The sequence below is a fragment of the Nonomuraea sp. NPDC050310 genome (genome assembly GCF_040655795.1).
Classification (GTDB): domain Bacteria; phylum Actinomycetota; class Actinomycetes; order Streptosporangiales; family Streptosporangiaceae; genus Nonomuraea.
Map to the genome: position 1 here is coordinate 241,388 of NZ_JBFAKP010000003.1, position 20,888 is coordinate 262,275.

A 20,888-nucleotide genomic window follows, 5' to 3' on the forward strand; every position below is an offset into this window, starting at 1 on the left:
GGCTCCTCCCGCACCCCTGTGCTTCGTGCTGTTGCGGGCACATTAGGCCCGTTCGCGCACGCCTACACCGGCATGATCTGCCAAATCTGCGGTCGTGACCAGGGGGGTAGTTGTCGTGATCTCGTACGGCGGGGCACGCCGTACGAGGGCTCACTTCTCCCGGTCGAGCGCGTGCAGGAAGTGGTAACCGGCCAGCAACACGATGGTGCCCAGCGCGATGCCGCTGAGCGCGAAGGTGCCGGTGATCGGGAAGGCGACCGGCCCGATGGCGCAGATGATGCCCGCGCCGACCGGGACCATGGTGGCCGGCTTCGCCAGGTCCACCTTGTTCTCGCTCCAGATCTTGGCGCCGAGCAGGCCGATCATGCCGTACAGGATGGTGGTGACGCCGCCGAGCACCCCGTCCGGGGTGGCCGCGATCAGCGCCCCGAACTTCGGGCACAGGCCGAACAGGATCGCGATGACCGCGGCGATGTAGTAGGCGGCGGTGGAGTAGACCCGGGTGGCCGCCATGACGCCGATGTTCTCGGCGTAGGTGGTGGTCGCCGGGCCGCCGACGGCGGTGGCGACGACGGTGCCGACGCCGTCGGCCATGACCGCGCGGCCCATCATGCCGTCCACGTCCGCGCCGGTCATCTCGCCGACCGCCTTGACGTGCCCGACGTTCTCGGCGATCAGCGCGATCACCACCGGCAGCACCAGGATGATCGCGGAGACCTCGAAGGAGGGGCCGTGCAGCGACGGCAGGCCGATCCAGTCGGCCTCGGCCACCTTGTCGAAGTTCACCCGGTAGTGCGGCTCGCCGCCGGGCACGGAGACCATGCCGCCGACCCGGTCCCAGACCCAGGAGAGCACGAAGCCGAAGACCAGGGCGAGCAGCACGCCGATGCGGCCGAGGAAGCCCTTGAAGACGCCGATGAAGACGAAGCCGGCGAGCATCGTGATCAGCGCGACCCACGGGTCCTTGGGCCAGTAGACGTCGGCGGCGACGTAGGCCATGCCGAAGCCGATGAGCATCACCACGCCGCCGGTGACCGCCGGCGGGAAGACCCGGTGGATGACGCGGATGCCCAGCAGGTGGATGACCAGGCCGACCAGGGCCAGCACCGCACCCACCACCAGCAGCGAGCCGGTCACCGTGCCGCTGTCGCCGCCGGCGGCCCGGATGGCCACGACCGCGCCCACGAAGGAGGCGCTGGAGCCCACGTAGCTGGGGATCCGGCCCTTGACGACCAGCAGGAAGATGATCGTGGCGACGCCCGACATCATCACCGCGAGGTTGGCGTCCAGCCCCATGAGGAGCGGGAAGACGAAGGTCGCCCCGAACATCGCGATCACGTGCTGGGCACCGAACCCGATCATCCGCGGCCACGACAGCCGCTCGTCCGGCTTGACCACCTCGCCCGGCGCCAGCCTCTTGCCGTCGCCGTGCAGCTTCCACCCCAGCGCCATCGCGCCGCTCCTTACCCCGAGACCGCATCGATCTGATGCCGGAGAGAAGGGTAGAGGGTCGCGGGCGTAAGGCCGCAGGTAGGGGGGCGTGTCAGGACACGTGGATGGTGAAGCCGTCGCCGCTGACGACCGACCCGGACCGCACCTTGCGGGTCTTGCGCAGCTCGACCTCACCGTCCACCGAGACCTCCCCCTCGGCGATCAGTTGCTTGGCCATGCCGCCGGTCTCGGTCACGCCGCAGTACTTCAGCAGGTCGCACAGCGGGATGTAGTCGGTTTCGAGCTCGAAGTCCAGGTCCACGGCCCCCACCTTAGATGCCGCGCATGCGTAACACGTGCAGGGCCAGGGTGAGGTTGAGCCGCAGGTGGTGGTCGGCGGTGAAGTTGCCCAGCAACCGCTCCAGCTTCCCGATGCGGTAGCGCAGGGTGTTGTAGTGGAAGTGCAGCCGGCGCGCGGTCTCGGCCACGTTGAGATTGGTCTCCAGCAGCACCTGGAGGGTGCGCCGCAGGTCGGCGTTCTCGGCGTCGTCGTCGCCGGCCAGCGGTCCGAGGGTCTCGCGCACGAAGGCGTGGAGCTCCTCGGTGTCGTTGACCAGCGATAACAGCCGGTAGACGCCGAGCTGGTCGAAGTGCGCGACCGCGCCGGGGCCGTGCAACTGGCGACCGACGCGCGCGGCCTTGAGCGCCTGGCCGTAGGCCTCGGGCAGGGCGGCCGGGCGGGCGCACAGGCGCGAGGTGCCGGTGGAGAAGGTGGCCGGCAGCGCGTCGGCGAAGGCGGAGGCGGCGTCGCGGGCCACCTTGGCGGCGTCCACCGCGGCGTCCAGCACGGCGACGACCTCGTTGGAGAAGCCCGCGACCGCGCCGCGGGCGTCGTGCCTGCGCAGCGCGCCGGTCCAGGCGACGATCAGCCGGTCCTGGGCGGCGCGTTCCTCGCCCGCCGGGTCGAGCTCGGCGACCAGGACGGTGACCGGGCGTTCGAGGTCCCAGCCGAAGGCGCGGGCGCGGGCGGCCACCCGCTCGGCGGCCCCGGCGCGGCCGGTGAGCACGTCGCGCAGGAAGTCGGCGCGGTACTTCGACTCGACCGCGTTGACCGCGTCCTGGCGGGTGACGACCAGCGCGGCGACGGTGGCGGCACGTTCCAGGATGCCGATGTCGCTGTCGTGGATCGATCCGGCCGGGCTGTGCGCGACGATCCGGCCGTGGTGGTGGCCGCCGGCGACGACGGGGACCCAGGCGAAGGCGGGGGTGCTGCCTGCCGTACCGGACAGCCGGCCCAGGCCCTGGCGCAGCGCGGCGACGTGGTCGGCGGGCCCGGCGGCGGCCAGCACGCGGCCGGTGCCGTCGACGGCGGCGACGGCCACGTTGAGCAGGCCGGAGACCTCGGCGGTGACCTCGTTGAGCCCGCCGCCGGCCAGCACGACCTGCACCAGCGCGCGGTGCGCCTCCTCGGCCCGCACCAGCATCGCGGCCTGGCGGTTGAGGATGTCGGTGAGCACCTGGTTGAGGATGTCGTCGAAGCCGACGTCGTTGGGCAGCAGGATCAGCGGGAAGCCCAGCCGGTCGGCCTGCTCGACCATCTCGCCGGGCAGCTCGTCCACGTAACGCCCGAGCTTGATGGCCAGCGCCGCCAGGCCGCGCTCGTCGAGGTCGGCGACCAGGCGGCCGAGCGACTGCGGCGTGTTGCGCAGCGGATATCCGGTGGTCAGCAGGAGTTCGTGCGGTTTGACCCACGCCAGGATGTCGGGGACCTCCATGACGTTGAGGCGTTGCACGATGCGGCCAAGCCCGGTCTCCCCCGCGATCAGTTCGGCCTCCGCGAGAGTCGACACGCCGAGCACCTCACCCACGGTGATCCCATGGATGATCGTTCCGGTGCTGGCCAGACGGACGGGGGGCTCCATGAGGCGATTGTGACCTGAGAAACCGTCTGTCAGGAAGAGCCAACACCCCGCCGGAGTGTTGGCAGCTTTTTCCGTACGGACACCCCTGGGACCGTTCTACGTTGCACAGGTGACAGTGAGTGCCCTCAGGCGCGTACGCACCCCCGTGAGCCTGGCCGCGAGCGCGGCGATCCGCCCGGTGCTGGAGGCGCCGCGCCGGCCCGCGCGGGTGCTGGCCGTCTTCCCGGCCGGCGCGTATCTCGAGGTCAGGACCGAACTCGAACCGTCGGTGATCGCCGTGCTGACCGGCGAGGCGACCCGGCTGCCCAACTCCGTGCTGCTGACCGTGCCGCTGCCGCACCTCACCGTGGGTGACGAGGCCGGTGTCGGCGACGGCTCCATCGAGCTGGGCCCGCTGAGCCTGCGGGTGCGCCGCTGGTGGGATCCCGCGCCGCCGCCGGGCCAGACCGATCTGGTACGGCTGGCGCGCGCCGTCCCCGATCTCGCGCCCGACGGCAGCCAGGGCCTGGCCGGGAACGGCACGGTCGACCGGCTCGCCCAGTCGTGCCGGCGCGGCTGGCTGCTGGGCGCGCTCACCTCGGCCGAGCAGCTCGTGGGCCTCGGTCCCGGCCTGACCCCGAGCGGCGACGACGTGCTGTGCGGCCTGCTGGTCACCCTCCGCCACCTGGGCCGGGCGGCGCGGGTGCCGCGGGCGATGTGGCTGGCCGACTGGCTGGCCCCGACGGTCACCTTCGACGCGCGCACCCGGACCACGCCCCTGTCGGCCACGCTCCTGCACTGCGCCGCGGCCGGGGCGGCCTCGCCCGAGGTCTCCGGCGTCCTGCGCGGCCTGACCGGGCGGGCGCCGCTGGAGGCCGCCGTGCGCCGGTTGCGCGCGGTCGGGCACACCTCCGGCGCCGACCTGGCGCAGGGCATCTCCATCGGGCTCGACTCGGTGCTCGAACTCAGCGGGAGCGCGGCATGAGCGCGCGGGACGTGGTGGCCCTGCGGCCCGGCGTCTACCACGACTCGGTGAGCCTGATGCGGGTCAGCAAGGCGCTGTCCGGGCTGGACGGCGTGGAGGTCGCGATCGTGGCCATGGCCACAGGGCTCAACCTCGACCTGGCCCGCGACCTCGGCTTCGACGTGCCGGAGCCGGACCCGTCGGCCCTGCTGGTCGCCCTGCGCGCGGCCGAGCCGCCGGCGGCGCTGGCCGAGCTCGACCGGCTGCTCGCCGCGCTGGCCGCACCGGCGTCTCCGGGGGACGCCGCCGAGCGGCCGCCGCGCACCACCCGGGCGGCGGCGCTGCGGGCTCCCGCCGGGCTGGCCCTGGTGTCGGTGCCCGGCGAGCACGCCTTCGCCGAGGCGCTCGACGCGCTGGAGGCGGGCCTGCACGTGATGATCTTCAGCGACGGGATGCCGCTGGAGCGGGAAGTCCTGCTCAAGACCCTCGCCGACCGGCGCGGGCTGCTCGTCATGGGCCCCGACTGCGGGACCGCGGTCGTCGCGGGGGCCGGGCTCGGGTTCGCCAACGTGCTGAAACCCGGGCCCGTCGGGCTCGTCGCCGCCTCCGGGACCGGGGCCCAGCAGGTCACCTGCCTGCTGGACCTCGCCGGGGTGGGCGTCTCCCACGTCCTGGGCGTGGGCGGGCGCGATCTGTCGGCCGAGGTCGGGGGGCGGGCGAGCATCCGGGCGCTGCGCCTGCTGGACGACGATCCGGCCACCGAGCTCATCGTGGTCGTGGCCAAGCCCGGCTCGCCGGAGACGGCGGCAGCCGTACGGGCGGTGGCGGAGGGGCTGCGGACGCCGGTGGTCTTCGGCGGGGTGGACCTGACCGGGGCGGCCGAGCAGGCCCTCCGCGCGCTCGGCCGGCCGGTCCCCGAGTGGCCGGTCTGGCCTCCCGCGCCGGTGTCCGAGACCGGGCGGACGGGCACGGAGGCCGGGCGGGCGGACTCGGAGGCCGGGCGGGCGGGCACGGGGGCGCGGCTGGTCGGGCTGTTCGCCGGGGGCACGTTGTGCGAGGAGGCCCGGCGGGTGGCGGGGTTCGGCGAGTTCACCGACTTCGGGGACGACGAGTACACCCGGGGACGCGCGCACCCGATGATCGACCACACCCTCCGGCTGGACGCCCTCGCCGGCGTCGGCGCGGGCGATGTGGTGCTGATGGACGTGGTGCTCGGGCACGGCGCGGACGCCGACCCGGCGGCGGCCCTGGCCCCGGCCGTGGCGGCCTGTCCCGCCCGGGTGGTGGTCAGCCTGGTCGGCTCCGAGGGCGACCCGCAGGACCTCAACCGGCAGGCCGCCGCCCTGGCCGCCGCGGGCGCGCGGGTCTTCGGCTCCAACGCCCAGGCCGCCGCCCACGCGGCCGCCCTGGTGACCGGCTCGGCGACCGGCTTGGTGCCAGGCCGCACCGGGCCGGGCGGAAACGGGGCGGAAGGAAGCGGGGCGGAAGGAAGCGGGGCAGGCGGAAACGGGGCGGGCGGAAACGGGGCGGGGAGGGTGACGGGATGAGCGGGTTGCTGGGCGGCGCGCCGAGGGTGATCACGGCAGGGGCCGCGCTGCTGGAGGAGGCGCTGCGCGCGCAGGCGGTGGAGACGGTGCCGGTGGCCTGGCGACCGCCCCTGCCGGGCACGGCCGGGGCGCTCGACCGGGTGCTGGCCGACCCGCGCCGCGCCGAGGCCAACGCCCTGGCGGTCCGCCGGCTGACCACCGCGCACCCGCAACTGGTCGCCGTGCGGCGAGCCTCGGAGGTGCTGCCGGAACGCACCTTCCTGCACGCCGGACCCCCGATCACCTGGGAACGCGCCTCCGGCCCGATGCGCGGCGCGCTGATCGGCGCGATGCTCCTGGAGGGCCACGCCGACACCCCCGAGCAGGCCGAGGAACGCATCGGCACGCTCACCCTCGAACCCTGCCACCACCACCGGACGGTCGGCCCGATGGCCGGGCTGGTCACCCCGTCGATGTGGTTGTTCGAGGTCGTGGACGCCGAGCATGGCGGCACCGCCTACTGCTCGCTCAACGAGGGCCTGGGCAAGGTGCTCCGCTACGGCGCCTACGGCCCGGAGGTGCTGGAGCGGCTCCGATGGATGGACGCGGTCCTCGGCCCGGCGCTGGCCGCCGCGCTGGCCCGCACCGGGCCGATCGACCTGCGCGCGCTGATCGCCCAGGCGCTGCAGATGGGCGACGAGCTGCACAACCGCAACCGCGCGGCCACCTCGCTGCTGCTGCGCGAGCTGGCCCCGGCGATCGTGGAGGCCGCGCCGGAGCACGCCGCCGAGGTGCTGCGCTTCGTCAACGGCAACGACCACTTCTTCCTCAACGCCGGCATGGCCGCCGGCAAGGTCTGCACCGACGCCGCCCGCGACATCCCCGGCTCCAGCCTGGTGGTGGCCATGGCGCGCAACGGCACCGACTTCGGCGTGCAGGTCTCGGGGCTGGGCGGGCGCTGGTTCACCGGGCCCGCGGGCGTGCCCGACGGGCTGTATCTCGGCGCGTACGGCCCGGCGGACGCCAACCCCGACATCGGCGACTCGACCATCACCGAGACCTCGGGGCTGGGCGGCTTCGCCATGGCCGCGGCGCCGGCCATCGTGCGCTTCGTCGGCGGCGAGGTGGCCGACGCGATCAACGCCACTCGCTCGATGTACGAGATCACGCTCGCCGAACATCCCGCCTACCAGATCCCCGGGCTCGGATTCCGCGGCACGCCGGTCGGCATCGACGTCACCTTGGTCGCCCGCACCGGCATCCTTCCGGTGGTGAACACCGGCATCGCCGGGCGGGTGGCCGGAACCGGGCAGGTGGGCGCGGGTCTGGTCGAGCCGCCGGTCGAGGCGTTCACCGCCGCTCTGTCGGCATTGGCGGAGAATGCCGTAATTCCGTAAATGATCTGCTTATTTCGCGAGATCGGACGATATATGTGGAGCAACTTTCACATGTAGCGGCAAAGCCGATATCGTGACCAGCCAACCAATCTTGATGAATCCTTTGCGACGCGGAGGGAATGGGGGGCTGGGATGGCGGCCGACCGCATGCTCAGCGGGCCTGACGCGCACGGGCACACGTCAAGCCAGGGACGGCTCGTGGGCGGGCGCTACCGCCTGATGTCGCCCGTGGGCCGGGGCGGCATGGGCATGGTCTGGCACGCCCACGACGTCCTGCTCGACCGCGACGTCGCGGTCAAGGAGCTCCTGCTGCCCTACGGGCTCGACCAGGCCGGCAAGCAGGGCGCGCACCGGCGCATGCTGCGCGAGGCGCGCTCGGCCGCCCGGCTGACCCACCCCGGCATCGTCACCGTGCACGACGTGGTCGAGGAGGACGGCCGGCCCTGGATCGTCATGGAGCTGGTCCGCGCCTGGTCCCTGGAACAGGCGGTACGGCAGAGCGGCCCGCTGCCGGTGATCCAGGCGGCCGAGATCGGCGTCCGGGTGCTCGACGCCCTGCGCCACGCGCACGCCGCGGGCATCCTGCACCGCGACGTCAAGCCCGGCAACGTGCTGCTCACCGCCGACCGGGTGGTGCTCACCGACTTCGGCATCGCGGCCATCGAGGGCGACGTCACCATCACGCAGACCGGGCTGCTCATGGGCTCGCCGGCCTACATCCCGCCGGAGCGGCTGTCCGGGCAGCCGCTGACCGCCGCGGCCGACCTGTGGTCCTTCGGCGCCACCCTCTACGCCGCGGTCGAGGGGCGGCCGCCGTACGAGGGACCCGACGCGATCGCGGTGCTCGGGGCGGTGCTGACCCAGGAGCCCATCCGGCCGCAGCGGGCCGGGGCCCTGCTGCCGGTCATCGAGGGGCTGCTGCGCAAGAACCCGGCCGAGCGGATGAGCGCGGCGCACGTGGCCGACCAGCTCGAACGGGTGTTGCGCGCGCACGGCTCGCCCTCGGGGCGGCCCGGTGCCGACGCGATCCCGACCGCGGGGAACGCCACGCCGATCCAGCTCCTGCCGCCGCTCGACCCGCCTTCCGGGCCGATGCCTTCACGGGTCATCGAGACGCCTTCCGGGCCGGTGCGCGTGCCGTACGACCCGCAGGCGGGGTTCGACCCCCTGGCCGGACCCTCCGGCGGGCAGCCGGTCCGCGGGCCCGGCGCCGATCCCTTGGCCAGCCCGTCCGGCAGCCACCCGACCGACCTGCTGCGCGCCCCCGCCGACCCCTACGACTCCCTCCGCGGCCCCTCCGGCCCGCAGCAGCCTTTCGACTCCTTCCAGAGCGCCTCCGGCCCGCAGAGCTACGACTCCCTCCGCAGCCCGTCGAGCCCGCAGCCGCCCTATGACTCCCTGCGCAGCGCGTCCGGCCCGCAGCCGTCGTACGACTCGCTCCGCAGCGCCTCCGGCCCGCAGAGCTACGACTCCCTGCGGAGCGCGTCGGGCCCGCAGGCGTCCTTCGACTCTCCCCGCAGTCCCTCGGGGCCGGCGCCGGACCCGTATGACGCCTTGCGCAGCGCGTCGGGAGCGAACGAGCCGCCCAGGACCCCGGCGGCCAAGCCGCAGCCGATCCTCCCCCTGACCACCGACGTCCGTAGCGCCTCCGGCGCGAGCCCCTGGCCGCTGGCCTCGCCGGACGACCTGCGCGAGCACTCCCAGGACCTCTCCCGCGAGATGGGCCCGGCCACCACCGGCACCCGCATCCGTACGGGCCGCCGCCGCGCCCCCGAGGAGAGCCCGGGCCGCGGCAAGCCCAAGGGCCTGTCCGGCCGTCTGCTGCTGATCGGCGGCGCGGGCGTGGGCGCGGTGGTGCTGGCCGTGGTGCTGCTGACCTCGGGCGGCGACGACCCGGCGGTCCAGCCCGTCCTCCAGCCCTCGGCCTCGGCCGCCGAAGGCTCGCAGGAGCCGCCCGCGGTGGTCAACGAGATCCCCAAGGGCTACAAGGAGCACTCGGCCGGCGGCTTCACCGCCGCCGCGCCCACCGCGTGGAAGGTCACCACGACCGGCGGCGAGACCACGTTCACCGGCCCGAAGGACTCCGGCTCGAAGATCACCGTCCGCAGCGCCCGCCCCGACCGCGACGGCGGCCTGGCCGCGCTGACCGCCGAGGAGCGCAACGGCGGCGTGGAGGCCTACATCCAGGTGAAGCTGGAGAACGTCGACTTCCGCGGCTGGAGCGCCGCCGATTGGGAGTACACCTGGTCGCTGCCGAACGGCGTCCCGATGCACACCCTGACCCGGTACGTCACGATGAACGACGAGCGGGCCTTCAAGATCGTGTTCAGCATGCCCGAGCTCAGGTGGGACGAGCAGGCCGAGATCCGCAAGGTCTTCCTGGACAGCTTCGGCCCGACCGGCTAGCGGTAACGTGCCTTCATGAAGCTGGCCAGCATCCACCGGTATCCCGTCAAATCCACCATGGGACACGAGGTGCGCTCGGCCGAGGTCCTGCCCTGGGGCCTGGCCGGCGACCGGCGTTACCTCGTCACCGACGCCGACGGGCGCATGCTCACCGCGCGCGTCCACCCGCGCCTGCTGACCTGCCGCGCCGACCTCGACGGCGACACGATCACGCTGACCGCGCCCGGCCTGAGCCCGCTGAAGGTGAGCCCGTCGGCCGCGACCCGCACGATCGACGTCTGGGACGACCCGGTCGAGCTCACCGACTGCGGCGAGGAGGCGGCCGCGTGGCTGGGCGAGCTGCTCGGCCTGCCCGCGCGGCTGGCGTGGCTCGACGACCCGACCCGCCGTCCGGTCGACCCGGAGTACGGCAGGGCGGACGACCGGGTGAGCCTGGCCGACGGCTACCCGGTCCTGCTGGCCAGCACGGCCTCGATGGCGCGGCTCAACGACTGGATCGCCGAGACCGCCCTCGAACTCGGCGAGGAGCCGCAGCCGCCGCTGCCGATCGAGCGCTTCCGCGCCAACCTGGTCGTCGAGGGCGTGGACGAGCCGTTCGCGGAGGACTCCTGGACGCGGGTGCGGGTGGGCGAGGTGGAGTTCCGGGTGGTGAAGGGCTGCGACCGCTGCGCGCTGCCGACGATCGACCTGTCCACGTTGCGCAAGTCGAAGGAGCCGACCAGGACGCTGGCCCGGCACCGGCGCTGGGCGGGAAAGGTGTGGTTCGGCATGAACCTCATTCCCGACACCACCGGGGAGATTCGTGCCGGTGATCCGGTAATCCCGGTTTAACCTACCTATAATCGCGAATTATCCCATTTCGCCACATATGACACACTGCACGGGTGACGACCCTCCCCGACAAGCTGCACCCCCAGCGGGTGCAGCGCCGTACGCTCGCCGTCCTGTCCCTCGCGCAGATCATCGGTGGCGTGGGCGTGGCCGTAGGTGTGGCGTTCAGCGCCCTGGTCGTGGCGGAACTGTCCGGATCGGCCGTCATCAGCGGCTACGCGGGCACCTCGATGGTGCTCGGCGCCGCCCTGATGGCGTTGCCGATCGCGCGCGCCGCCGACCGGTGGGGGCGGCGGGCGGCGCTCTCGCTGGCCTACGCGGGCGCGGCGGTCGGCGCGGTCATCTCGGTGCTGGGCATCACGATCGCCAACTGGCCGGTGCTGCTCTTCGGCTTCCTGCTGCTCGGCGGCGGCAGCGCGGGTAACCTCGCGGCCCGCTACTCGGCGACCGACCTGTCGCCGCCCGGGCACACCGCCCGGCACCTGTCCCTCGTGGTGTGGATGACCACCATCGGCTCGGTCACCGGGCCCAACCTGGCCGGTCCCGCCGACCGGCTCGGGCAGGACCTCGGGCTGGCCGAGACCGCCGGGCCCTTCGCACTGTCGGCGCTGGCCTTCGTGCTCGCGCTGGTCATCATCCAGGCCGCGCTCCGCCCCGACCCGCTCCTGCTGGCCCGCCGTCTGGACGGCGCCGCCCCCGGCGCGAGCGCCCGGCGGTTCAACCTGCGCGAGTCGTGGCAGGTGCTGCGCTCGTCTCCGGCGGCCATGCGGGCGTTGGTGGCCATCGCGGTCAGCCAGACGGCAATGGTTTCGATCATGTCGATGACGCCGGTCCACCTCAACCACGGCGGGGCCTCGCTGGAGATCATCGGCCTCACGCTGAGCCTGCACATCGCGGGCATGTACGTGCTCTCGCCGGTGGTCGGCAAGCTGGCCGACAAGGCCGGGACGGTGCCGGTGCTCGTGCTCGGCATGGTCATCCTGCTGGCCGCGGCCGTGCTCGCGGCCACCGCCGGGCACGGGACCGTCCAGATCGCCGTGGCGCTGGTGTTGCTCGGCCTGGGCTGGTCGTGCGGGCTCGTCGCCGGGTCCGCCCTGCTCACCGAGTCCGTGCCGGTCGAGCGGCGACCCTCCGTGCAGGGGTTCTCCGACCTGCTGATGAACGTCTGCGGTGCGGGCGGGACCGTGCTGGCCGGGTTCATCGTCGGCTGGCTGTCCTACGGGGTGCTGGGCGCGGCCGTCGGCGTCCTCGTCACCCTGACCGGCCTCTGGCTCCTCACCACCCGCCACCGCACCACCCCCACCCCCGCCTGACCCACCGTCTGGGGGATTGCGCGGCCGGAAGGTGGGCAGCCACTGGGAAGCCGAGGGGGCGGGCTGTCCTTTGGGAGCCGAGGCGGGTCAGCCGAGGCGGTTCATCGGCTCCGCCCGATGCTCAGCGTGGTTACTTGGCGTCGGCGTAGCAGGTGACGGCGACCGCCTCCATGGGGATGCGCACCGGCGTGTCCCCGAACAGCAGCGAGGTCGCCTCCCGCGCAGCCTGGCCGACCGCCTCGCTGACCTCGGCCGCCTGGTCCAGCGGGCAGTGCACCATGACCTCGTCGTGCTGGAAGAAGACCAGCCGCGCCGGCTCGGGCAGGAGCCCGCGCAGGAGGGCCATCATCACCAGCGCCCACTCCGCCGCCGTGCCCTGCACCACGAAGTTGCGGGTGAACCGTCCCCGGTCGCGGGCGGCCCGAGAGCCCTCCGGCCCCGACACCAGTTCACGCCAGCGTGCGGAGGGCGGCGGTGAGGTCCGGCCCAGCCAGGACCGCACGACCCGCCCCTCCTCCCCCGCCCGCGCGGCGTCCTCCACGAAGCGGTAGGCCTCCGGGAAGCGCTGCCGCATCACGGCCAGGAGCTTGGGCGCGTCACCGCTGGTCCCGCCGTACATGGCGGACAGCATGGCGATCTTCGCGTGGTCCCGCTCGCCGCCGAAGGACTTGGCCAGCGCCGCGTACAGGTCGATCTCCCCCGCGGCCCGCGCGAGCCCGACGTCACCGGCCATCGCGGCCAGCACCCGCGGCTCGAGCTGGGCCGCGTCGGCGACCACGAGCGTCCAGCCCGGCTCGGCGACCACGACCTTGCGCATCGCCCGGTGGATCTGCAGCGCCCCGCCGCCGTTGGTGGCCCAGCGGCCGGTGACCACGCCGCCCACGACGTACTCGGGCCGGAACCGGCCGTCCTGCACCCACTGGTCGGCCCAGACCCACCCGTGGAAGCTGTGCAGCCGGGCGAGCTCCTTGTAGGCCAGCAGCGGCCCCACGGCGGGGTGGTCGATCTCCTTCAGCTCGCGCGAGCGGGTCGACTTCAGCGTGATCCCGGCCCCCTTGAAGGCCTTGACGATCTGCTGCACCGAGTCGGGGTTGACCGGGTGGCCGAAGGCGGCGGTCACCTCGTCGGCCAGCGCCTGCAGCTTGGCCGGGCGCATGCCGTGCACCGGCCGGGGACCGAGCGCCTCGGTGAGCAGCCGGTCGTGGATCTCACGGTTCCAGGGCATGCCCTCGTGGGCCATCTCGGCCGCGATCAGGGCGCCGGCCGACTCGGCGGCCACCAGGAGCCGGAACCGGCCGGGCTCGGGCCGGGCGCGCACGCGGCGGAGCTGGTCGTCGGCGAGCGCGGCCAGCTCGGCCTCGCTCAGCTCGGGCGGCTCCTCGCCCAGGCCGAACAGGGTGTCCTGGCGCGCGGCCGGGCCTTGGTCGTCGTCGGGCGGCGGCAGGCCGTGCAGCCGGGCGTGCGCCGCCCGGGCCGAGCGCGGCTCGCCGTACCGGCCCTCCGCGGCCAGCAGCAATCCCTCGGTCAGCGCCAGGTCGTGGCAGCGCGCCACCCGCACGCCCTGGCGCAGCAGGGCCGGGTAGGACTCGCGGGTGTCGGCCCACACCCAGCGCGGCCGGTCCGGCTCACGGGCGAGCACGGTCTCGACCGGCACGGCGCCGGAGCTGTACGGGACGAACACGTCCCCAGCGTGCCAGGTCACACCGACAATCTGCCGACGACCTCGCCCCCAGCGTGCAGGTCACGCCGGCAGGCTGATGACGACCTCGTCCTCCATCGGCGGGTCCTGCTCCTGGGGCAGGCAGCCGGTCGCGGCGAAGCAGCGGATGCGCAGCTCGGAGCCGCGCACCGACACGTGCAGGAAGCTCTTGAAGAACGGCGGGGTGTCCCAGTCCGACAGCTCCGACAGGAAGCGGTGGAAGACCTTGTCCACCGGCAGCCGGAACGGCCAGGGCCACGCGCCGAGCACGCGGGCGGCCCAGCGCATCCGGCGGGTGATCCGCACCGGCCCGTCCAGCGGCCGGACCGGCTTGATGCCGATCCGCTCGGCCATGATGCAGACCGCCTCCCGCGGCGTCAGGTAGAGCCAGCGCATCCGCAGCCGCCGCGCGTAGAGCTGGCTGTAGAACGACAGCGAGTCGCCGCGCAGCGGGTAGCAGCGGTAGTCCTCCTCGCGCACCCCGCCCACGTCCACCCGCTGCACGGTGTGGGTGGCGTGCATGAACGCCCCCGAGCCGCCGGCGACGAAGTACTGGATCACCCGCCCGTCCACGTCGACCGGGTAGCGCTGGTAGTTGTGCACGTCCCCGCCGATCGCCGCGACGTAGCGGTGCGCCGGGTCGCGCACGATGTCGTCGATCGTCCCGCCGCCCTCCAGCGGCGAGGGGGTGTAGTCGTTGCGCCGGTAGATCGGCTTGCCGGTGATCAGCACCTTGGGCCTGGGATCCAGGGAGGTACGGCGGAGCCACGCCACCTGGTCGGCGTCGAGTTCGCCGCGGATGCCGGTGTCGACCCCGACCAGCAGCAGCTTGGGCGTCTCGATCGCCCAGTACGGCGCCGGCTGGACCGCCTGCTGCTCCGGCAGCCCGCGCAGCTCGCGCGCCTTGGCCAGCGCCTGCTCGTCGATGCGTTCCGGCTTGCGCCACAGCAGCCCGCGCAGCCCCCGGTCGGGCTGGGGCTTGAGCGGCGGCGCGTCGCAGAAGACCCGCATGAAGCCGCCGAGCCCGTCGTACCAGTCGTGGTTGCCGGGGATGGCGTAGATCGGCGCGCGGTAGTGCTGGTAGGGGCGGAAGAACTTGTCGCAGTACTCGTTCCCCGAGCCGGTCGGGTAGATCACGTCGCTGGCGATGACCGCGAAGTCGGTGTCCTCGCCGATCTTGAGCATGCCGGGCACCAGCGCGTACTGCGAGGCGTCACCCTCCCCGGGGTCGCCCAGCAGCAGGAAGGAGAAGTCGTCCCCCACCGGCGGCCGGATCCTGAGCTCCGGGTCGACGCCCTTGTCGCGCTGGTAGGCCATCCAGCGCTTGCGCACCTCGCCCGACGGGTCGCCGAACAGCCCGGCCAGGATCTCGTTGCGCGAGCGCCACAAGGTCGCCGGGTTCAGCCACGAGAAGCTCTGATCGTTGGGGCGCAGGTCCTTGAAGGTCCCGACGGCCTGGCACCGCCAGCCCGCGCCCGCCTCCGACACCCGGGAGGACAGGTGTCTCCCGCGCTCGGCCGCCACGTCCACCATGGGACTATCTTTACCTTGATCTTGCTTCGACGCACCTTTTCCCCCGAACTCTGCGTGCATCCAAGGACACGCCGCGATACTCTCAACGGTCAGGGGCCCGGGTGGGACACGAATGGGGTGGACTCCATGATGGTCCGCTCGAACGAACGCATGTCGGCGCGCGTCGCCGCGGTCGAGGGATTGCTCGCGTACGCCGCCAGCAAGTCGCGCTGGAGCCGGCGGGCGCTGGAGAGCGCGCACCGGGCGATCGTGATCAGTTCGGAGCTGGCGGCGGCCGATCCGGCCGCGCACACCGGGCTGCTGGTGCGCTCGCTGCGCACCGCCGCGCGGTTGCTGCTCGCCCGTAACCGGGCGGCCGAGGCGCTGCCGCTGGCTCAGGAGGCGGTCGCGCTGGCCCGCCGGGTGGGTGAGGGGCACCTGATCCAGGCGCTGGCCTGCCTGTCGGCCGCGCTGGCCGCCGAGGGCCGGCACGCCGAGGCCAAGGCCGCCCTCGCCGAGGCCGACCTCCTCGCCTGACCACGACACTCAGGGCCGCCTGCCGTACCCCGGAAAGGTGACAGCGGGAGGCCCGGGTGCGGGTCAGTACCAGGAGACCTTGAACTCGTCCACGGTGGCCTTGCCCTCGTTGGGCGTCTGGTTGCTGACCTGGATGCCGATGCTCGGCTGCCGCGACTCGGGCAGCGCCTGCAGGTCGGTGACCTCGACGGCCTTCTGCCCGTCCACCCAGAGCACGAGCCGGATCCGGTCCCCGCCCTCCCGCGCGCACTCGGCCTGCAGCCGCTGCTTGCCCTGCTTGAACTCCGGCACCGGCACGTCGGCGGTGAGGTTCCAGCCGTCCTTGTCCACCGTCTTGCGGATCCGCGCCTTGCCGTCGCGGCGGATCTCCAGGTCGTAGGAGGCGCCCTTGCCGTCGTCGCCGGAGAAGTTGCAGTAGATCCCCGCCCGCACGCCGGGGTCGCCCTCCAGCCGCATGGTGGACTCGATGAGCAGCCTGGGCTGGAAGCGCGCGTTGATCGGCGGCCGGGACCACGCCCCGGCGTTCGCGCCCGCGGTGAGCACCAGGCTGCCGGCCGGGTCGCTGTAGCTGCCGCCCTGGTCGGTGTTCCAGCCGGACTCGGCGTTGTCGAAGCCGTCCTCGTACAGGACCCCGTCCACGCTCGGCGGCGCGCCCGGAGACAGGGTGGTGACCGCGAGGGTGCCCGCCGCGGCCAGCACGGCGAGCGCGCCGGCGCCGGCGGCGAGCCACACGCCGCGCCGCCCGGCCGGCTTCGCCGGGGCCGTCGCGACGGCGGTCCTGGGCGCCTGCTGCGGCGCCGACAGGGAGGCCAGGTCGAGCCGGATCGTCCCGGCGAGCTGCTCGGCGTCCACCCGGGTGTGCCCGACCAGGCGGGTGAGCAGGTCCTGGGCGCTGGGCCGCTTGGCCGGGTCCTTGTCCAGGGCCGCGGCCACCAGCGGGCGCAGCCCCGGCTCGACCACGTCCAGGTCGGGGTGGGTGTTGACCACGCGCATCAGCGCCTCGGGCACGGTCCTGGCGGCGAACGGCGACACCCCGGTCGCCGCCGCGTAGACCACGCAGCCCCAGGCGAAGACGTCCGCGGCCGGGGTGAGGTGGTTGGAGTTGATCACCTCGGGCGCCATGTACTCCGGTGTGCCGAGCAGCCGCCCGGTGACCGTCTTGCCGCCGCCGAGGTCGAGCGCGCGGGCGATGCCGAAGTCGATCACGCGCGGGCCGAGCGGCGACAGCAGCACGTTGCCCGGCTTGAGGTCGCAGTGCACCACGCCCGCGCCGTGGATCGCAGTCAGCGCGGTGGCCACGCCGACGGCCAGCGCCTCCAGGTTCGAGCCGGTCAGCGGCCCGCTGTCGCGCAGCACCCGGCCGAGGTCGGGCCCGGCCACGTACTCGGTGACCACCCAGAAGGGGGCCACGTCGAGCTGGTGGTCGAGCACGGGCGCGGTGCAGAAGCGCCGCACCCGGCTGGCCGCGGCCACCTCGCGGCGGAAGCGGCCGGCGAACTCGGGGTCGGCCGCCAGGTGCGGGTTGATCACCTTCACCGCGACCGGCCCCTGCGGGCCCTCCGCCAGGTAGACCGCGCCCATGCCGCCCTGGCCGAGCCGTCCGGCGATCCGGTAGGGGCCCAGCGCGGCGGGGTCGCCTTCACGCAGGTCTTGTACGGCAGGCGGACCGTAGGCACTCATGGGCGGACATGTTAGTTGATTAGGGAACGAGCACCCCAGGGTTCAGGATCCCCGCCGGGTCCAGCCGCTCCTTCACCCCCCGCAGGATCTCCACCCCCAGCGGCCCGATCTCCGCCGCGTAGGCGTCGCGGTGGTCGCGCCCGACCCCGTGGTGGTGGGAGATCGTGCCGCCCGCCGCCACGATCGCCGCGTTCACCTCCCGCTTGGCCTGCTCCCATCCGGGCAGGTCGGCGTTGGTGACGACGGTGAAGTAGAGCGAGGCGCCGGTCTCGTAGACGTGCGAGATGTGGCACATCACGAGCGGGCTCCCGAGCGCGCCGAGCAGGGCCAGCCGGACGGCGTCGTAGAGCCTGGGCAGGTTCGCCCAGAATCCGGCCGTCTCCAGCGTCTCGACGGTCGCGCCGGCGGCCAGGAGGGAGTCGCGCAGGTACGGGGCGGAGAAGCGGCCGTGCGCCCAGGCCGTTCCGGGCTCCTCGCCGAGCGGCGTGCCGCCGTGGGCGGCCAGCACGGCTCGCGCGCCCTCGGCCCGGGGCTCGGACTCCTGGAGGCTGTCGAAGCCGAGGACGGCCAGGCAGCCGCCCGGGGCGTCCTGGCCGATGGCGTCCGGCTTGGCCAGGCCGATCATCGTCTCGGTCTCGTCGGACAGCCGCAGCACGGTCGGCAGCGGCCCGCGCTGGGCGAGCGCGCGCAGGGCCGCCGAGCCCTGGGCGAAGCTGTCGAAGCGCCAGCCCTCGTAGGCCTGCCGTACCGGGCGGGGCCGTACCCGCAGGCGCAGTTCGGTGATGACGCCGAACGCGCCTTCGGAGCCCAGGACGAGCTGGCGCAGGTCCGGGCCGGCCGCGGACTTGGGCGCGCGGCCGAGGTCGAGGGTGCCGCGCGGGGTGGCGACCTTGAGCCCGGCGACCATGTCGTCGAAGCGCCCGTAGCCGGCCGAGGCCTGGCCGCTGGAGCGCGCGGCGGCGAACCCGCCGAGGGTGGCGTACTCGAAGGACTGCGGGAAGTGCCCGAGGGTCAGGCCGTGCTCGGCCAGCAGCCGTTCGGCCTCCGGGGCGCGCAGGCCGGGCTCCAGCGTGGCGATCATGCTGTCGGCGTCCACCGCGAGCAGCCGGTCCAGCCGGGCCAGGTCGAGCGCGACCACCCCGGCGAAGCCGGTCCGCTCCGGTGTCAGGCCGCCGACCACCGAGGTGCCGCCGCCGAAGGGGACGACGGCCAGGCGCGCGGCCTCGCAGGCCGCGAGCAGGTCGAGCACCTCCTCGTGCGAGCCGGGCGACACCACGACGTCGGGCGCGGCCGAGCCGTCCCCGGCGCGCATCCGCATCAGGTCGGGCGTGGACTTGCCGCGGGTGTGCCGGACCCGGGTCTCGTGGTCGTCGCGCACGTGCGCCTCGCCCACGACCGCGGCCAGCCGTTCGCGGGCGCCCTTCGGGAGCGCGGGCGGCGTGAGCCGTACCTCGCCGAGCTCCACCGCCGGGATCTCGCGGATCCCGAACAGGTCCTGCAGCAGCTTGACCACCGGCTCCGGCAGCTCTCGCGCCTTGTCCGGATCGCCCCAACCTCGCCAGTTCATCGCATGCACCTCTACACTGTGACACATGGTGGCAATTCGTCACAATGACCGAGTGCTGGACGCGGCCCGCGAGTGCGTGCTCGCCTACGGCGTGCGCCGCACCACGCTGACCGATGTCGCCCGCCGGGCCGGGGTGTCGCGCATGACGCTCTACCGGGGCTGGCCGGACGTGCGCAGCCTGGTCGGCGACCTGATGACCCGCGAGTGGACCGCCGTGCTCGACGGGCTCGACCTGTCCGACCCGGTCCGGGCGATCGTCGCCGGGGTGCGGGCCATGCGGGCGCACCCGCTGTGGCGCAAGATCGTCGAGGCGGACCCCGAGCTGCTCCTGCCGTACCTGCTCGACCGGCGCGGCGGCACGCACGAGGCGATCCTCGCCGCGCTCGAACCCGCCGCCGGCTCCCCCGCCCAGGCGCGGGCGCTGCTGCTGGTCGCGCAGTCGTTCCTGATCTCCGCGCCGACGATGCTCGGCCCGGTGACCCTGGACGAGCTGGACGCCGAGCTCACCCTCCTGCTGGAGCGCTACCTGTCCCCTTCGACACCGGAGTCGCCATGACCTCGCCCACCGGTTCCGCCGGCTCGCTCAACGCCGGGCGGCGCGCCCGCGACCTGCGGCGCGTGGCCGAGGAACAGGTCGACGTCCTGGTCGTCGGGCTCGGCGCCACCGGCGCGGGCGCGGCCCTGGACGCCGCCGCGCGCGGCCTGTCCGTCGCCGCGATCGACGCGCACGACCTGGCCTTCGGCACCTCGCGGTGGAGCTCGAAGATGATCCACGGCGGCCTGCGCTACCTCGCCAAGGGCCAGGTGGACGTGGCCTACGAGAGCGCGGTCGAGCGGGGCCTCCTGCTGCGCAACACCCACCTGGTCCGCGCGCAGCCGTACGTCCTGCCGCTCACCCCCGAGGTCGGCCGCGCCCAGGCGGCGCTCACCATGACCGGCTACCGCCTGGGCGACGCCCTGCGCACCGGCGCGCGCACCCCGCGCCCGCTCCTGCCCGGCCCCTCCCGGCTGCCCGCCGCCCGGGTGCGCGAGCTCGCCCCCATGATCTCCCCGTACGGCCTGCGCGGCGGCCTGCTGTCGTGGGACGGCCGCCTCCTGGACGACGCCCGCCTGGTCGTCGCCCTGGCCAGGACCGCCGCCTGGTGCGGCGCCCGCGTCCTGACCCGCTGCCGGGCGCTCAGCCTGGAGCCCGGCGGCGCGGTGGTGGAGGACACGCTGACCGGCGAGCGCCTCACCATCCGGGCCCGCGTCGTCGTCAACGCCACCGGCGTGTGGGCCGGCAACCTCGACCCCTCGGTGCGCCTGCGCCCCTCGCGGGGCACCCACCTGGTGGTCCGCGGCCTGGAGGGGCTGCGGAGCGGGCTGCACCTGCCGATGCCCGGCTCGCTCAACCGGTTCGCGCTGGTGCTGCCGCAGGCCGACGGGCGGGTGTACGTGGGACTGACCGACGAGCCGGTGGACGGGCCGGTGCCGGACGTGCCCGTCGCACCCGAATCCGACGTCTCGGCGCTGCTGGCCCTGCTCAACTCGGTCCTGGACACCCCGCTGGAGCGCTCGGCGGTGACCGGCGCCTTCGCCGGGCTGCGCCCGCTCCTGGACACCTCCGCCGGCGGCCGGGCGGCCACGGCCGACCTGTCGCGGCGGCACGCCGTCCTGTCGCGGAGCGGCGTCGTCACGGTGGTGGGCGGCAAGCTCACCACCTACCGCCGGATGGCAGAGGACGCGATCGACCACGCCGTGGCGCTGCGCGGCCTGTCCGCCGGTCCCTCCATCACGGCGGCCCTCCCGCTCATCGGCGCCGGGCCCGTCCCCGAGGGGGTGCCGCGCCGCCTGGCCGAGCGGTACGGCAGCGAGGCCGCCGAGATCTGGGCTTTGGCGCGCGAGTTCCCGCAGGAGGCCGGGCTCGGCCTCACCCTGGGCGAGCTGGTGTGGTCGGTGCGGCACGAGGGCGCCCTCGACCCCGCCGACCTTCTCGACCGCCGCACCCGGCTGGGCCTGGTCGCCGCCGACCGTGAGGCCGCCGCGGCCCTGGCGGCGCAGGCCTTCGGCCTCTGAGCGGCCGGGGACAAAACCGATTGTCGCGGCGGCGGCCGTCCCACTAGCGTGTGGCGGTCGCCATCGGGG

The 20,888-nt window shown here is 74.0% G+C and carries 16 protein-coding genes; 9 read left to right on the forward strand and 7 right to left on the reverse strand.

The features are described 5' to 3' along the window. Positions 1-150: 150 nt before the first annotated feature. The 3 genes from AB0I67_RS10770 to AB0I67_RS10780 all read right to left on the reverse strand — a co-directional run bounded on the left by AB0I67_RS10770 (position 151) and on the right by AB0I67_RS10780 (position 3,353). Entirely contained in the window at positions 151-1,452 is a 1,302-nt protein-coding gene (locus AB0I67_RS10770; RefSeq protein ID WP_357920993.1) for a solute carrier family 23 protein, read from the reverse strand. A 91-nt stretch (positions 1,453-1,543) separates the two neighbouring features. Next, positions 1,544-1,753 carry an RNA-binding S4 domain-containing protein gene (locus tag AB0I67_RS10775; RefSeq protein WP_357920996.1) on the reverse strand — a complete coding sequence of 70 codons (210 nt, stop codon included), beginning with the start codon at positions 1,751-1,753 and terminating at the stop codon, positions 1,544-1,546. Positions 1,754-1,763: 10 nt separating this feature from the next. Further along, positions 1,764-3,353 carry a PucR family transcriptional regulator ligand-binding domain-containing protein gene (locus AB0I67_RS10780; protein WP_357920999.1) on the reverse strand — a complete coding sequence of 530 codons (1,590 nt, stop codon included), beginning with the start codon at positions 3,351-3,353 and terminating at the stop codon, positions 1,764-1,766. 109 nt (positions 3,354-3,462) lie between these two features. Between AB0I67_RS10780 and AB0I67_RS10785 the strand changes: the two genes are divergently transcribed. The 6 genes from AB0I67_RS10785 to AB0I67_RS10810 all read left to right on the forward strand — a co-directional run bounded on the left by AB0I67_RS10785 (position 3,463) and on the right by AB0I67_RS10810 (position 11,769). Then, entirely contained in the window at positions 3,463-4,317 is an 855-nt protein-coding gene (locus tag AB0I67_RS10785; protein WP_357921002.1) for a DUF2877 domain-containing protein, read from the forward strand. Beyond that, on the forward strand, positions 4,314-5,843 hold the full coding sequence (locus tag AB0I67_RS10790) for an FdrA family protein (RefSeq protein ID WP_357921005.1): 1,530 nt from the start codon (positions 4,314-4,316) through the stop codon (positions 5,841-5,843). The genes AB0I67_RS10785 and AB0I67_RS10790 overlap by 4 nt, the downstream gene beginning before the upstream one ends. Next, positions 5,840-7,219: a DUF1116 domain-containing protein gene (locus AB0I67_RS10795; protein ID WP_357921008.1), complete on the forward strand. Its 1,380-nt coding sequence runs from the start codon at positions 5,840-5,842 to the stop codon at positions 7,217-7,219. Before AB0I67_RS10790 ends, AB0I67_RS10795 begins: the two co-directional genes overlap by 4 nt. Positions 7,220-7,351: 132 nt before the next feature. Further along, the gene (locus AB0I67_RS10800; protein WP_357921011.1) at positions 7,352-9,625 is read left to right on the forward strand and encodes a protein kinase; all 2,274 of its coding nucleotides are present in this window, start codon (positions 7,352-7,354) and stop codon (positions 9,623-9,625) included. Positions 9,626-9,640: 15 nt separating this feature from the next. Beyond that, positions 9,641-10,456, forward strand: a complete 816-nt coding sequence (locus AB0I67_RS10805) for an MOSC N-terminal beta barrel domain-containing protein (protein WP_357921014.1) — start codon at positions 9,641-9,643, stop codon at positions 10,454-10,456. 53 nt (positions 10,457-10,509) lie between these two features. Beyond that, complete coding sequence (locus tag AB0I67_RS10810; protein WP_357921017.1) at positions 10,510-11,769, forward strand: MFS transporter; 1,260 nt, start codon at positions 10,510-10,512, stop codon at positions 11,767-11,769. A gap of 130 nt (positions 11,770-11,899) precedes the next feature. On the opposite strand, the gene AB0I67_RS10815 is transcribed toward AB0I67_RS10810, so the two are convergent. Together AB0I67_RS10815 and AB0I67_RS10820 are read right to left on the reverse strand one after the other, a co-directional pair. Next, positions 11,900-13,471, reverse strand: coding sequence for a bifunctional 3'-5' exonuclease/DNA polymerase (locus tag AB0I67_RS10815; protein ID WP_357921020.1), 1,572 nt, complete (start codon positions 13,469-13,471; stop codon positions 11,900-11,902). 39 nt (positions 13,472-13,510) lie between these two features. Continuing rightward, positions 13,511-15,001, reverse strand: coding sequence for a metallophosphoesterase (locus AB0I67_RS10820; protein WP_357921023.1), 1,491 nt, complete (start codon positions 14,999-15,001; stop codon positions 13,511-13,513). 126 nt (positions 15,002-15,127) lie between these two features. On the opposite strand from AB0I67_RS10820, the gene AB0I67_RS10825 reads away from it, so the two are divergent. Further along, positions 15,128-15,517 carry a hypothetical protein gene (locus AB0I67_RS10825; protein ID WP_357921025.1) on the forward strand — a complete coding sequence of 130 codons (390 nt, stop codon included), beginning with the start codon at positions 15,128-15,130 and terminating at the stop codon, positions 15,515-15,517. Positions 15,518-15,580: 63 nt separating this feature from the next. On the opposite strand, the gene AB0I67_RS10830 is transcribed toward AB0I67_RS10825, so the two are convergent. Together AB0I67_RS10830 and AB0I67_RS10835 are read right to left on the reverse strand one after the other, a co-directional pair. Continuing rightward, positions 15,581-17,197: a serine/threonine-protein kinase gene (locus tag AB0I67_RS10830; RefSeq protein WP_357921027.1), complete on the reverse strand. Its 1,617-nt coding sequence runs from the start codon at positions 17,195-17,197 to the stop codon at positions 15,581-15,583. Positions 17,198-17,216: 19 nt separating this feature from the next. Further along, a complete protein-coding gene (locus AB0I67_RS10835) occupies positions 17,217-18,764 on the reverse strand; it encodes an FAD-binding oxidoreductase (protein ID WP_357921030.1) in 1,548 nt (515 codons plus the stop codon). A gap of 52 nt (positions 18,765-18,816) precedes the next feature. Here AB0I67_RS10835 and AB0I67_RS10840 point away from each other — a divergent pair, with 52 nt between their 5' ends. After that, positions 18,817-19,320 (forward strand): helix-turn-helix domain-containing protein, encoded by a 504-nt coding sequence (locus AB0I67_RS10840; protein ID WP_357921033.1) that lies wholly within the window; start codon positions 18,817-18,819, stop codon positions 19,318-19,320. After that, complete coding sequence (locus AB0I67_RS10845) at positions 19,317-20,819, forward strand: glycerol-3-phosphate dehydrogenase/oxidase (RefSeq protein ID WP_357921036.1); 1,503 nt, start codon at positions 19,317-19,319, stop codon at positions 20,817-20,819. The genes AB0I67_RS10840 and AB0I67_RS10845 overlap by 4 nt, the downstream gene beginning before the upstream one ends. The last annotated feature ends 69 nt before the right edge of the window (positions 20,820-20,888 follow it).

What these genes read in the sequence shown, in the direction of transcription:
- AB0I67_RS10780 (WP_357920999.1), bottom strand. Translation starts at nt 3,353, where the DNA reads ATGGAGCCCCCCGTCCGTCTGGCCAGCACCGGAACGATCATCCATGGG.
- AB0I67_RS10825 (WP_357921025.1), top strand. Translation starts at nt 15,128, where the DNA reads ATGATGGTCCGCTCGAACGAACGCATGTCGGCGCGCGTCGCCGCGGTC.
- AB0I67_RS10820 (WP_357921023.1), bottom strand. Translation starts at nt 15,001, where the DNA reads ATGGTGGACGTGGCGGCCGAGCGCGGGAGACACCTGTCCTCCCGGGTG.
- AB0I67_RS10830 (WP_357921027.1), bottom strand. Translation starts at nt 17,197, where the DNA reads ATGAGTGCCTACGGTCCGCCTGCCGTACAAGACCTGCGTGAAGGCGAC.
- AB0I67_RS10835 (WP_357921030.1), bottom strand. Translation starts at nt 18,764, where the DNA reads ATGAACTGGCGAGGTTGGGGCGATCCGGACAAGGCGCGAGAGCTGCCG.
- AB0I67_RS10805 (WP_357921014.1), top strand. Translation starts at nt 9,641, where the DNA reads ATGAAGCTGGCCAGCATCCACCGGTATCCCGTCAAATCCACCATGGGA.
- AB0I67_RS10845 (WP_357921036.1), top strand. Translation starts at nt 19,317, where the DNA reads ATGACCTCGCCCACCGGTTCCGCCGGCTCGCTCAACGCCGGGCGGCGC.
- AB0I67_RS10770 (WP_357920993.1), bottom strand. Translation starts at nt 1,452, where the DNA reads ATGGCGCTGGGGTGGAAGCTGCACGGCGACGGCAAGAGGCTGGCGCCG.
- AB0I67_RS10800 (WP_357921011.1), top strand. Translation starts at nt 7,352, where the DNA reads ATGGCGGCCGACCGCATGCTCAGCGGGCCTGACGCGCACGGGCACACG.
- AB0I67_RS10790 (WP_357921005.1), top strand. Translation starts at nt 4,314, where the DNA reads ATGAGCGCGCGGGACGTGGTGGCCCTGCGGCCCGGCGTCTACCACGAC.
- AB0I67_RS10795 (WP_357921008.1), top strand. Translation starts at nt 5,840, where the DNA reads ATGAGCGGGTTGCTGGGCGGCGCGCCGAGGGTGATCACGGCAGGGGCC.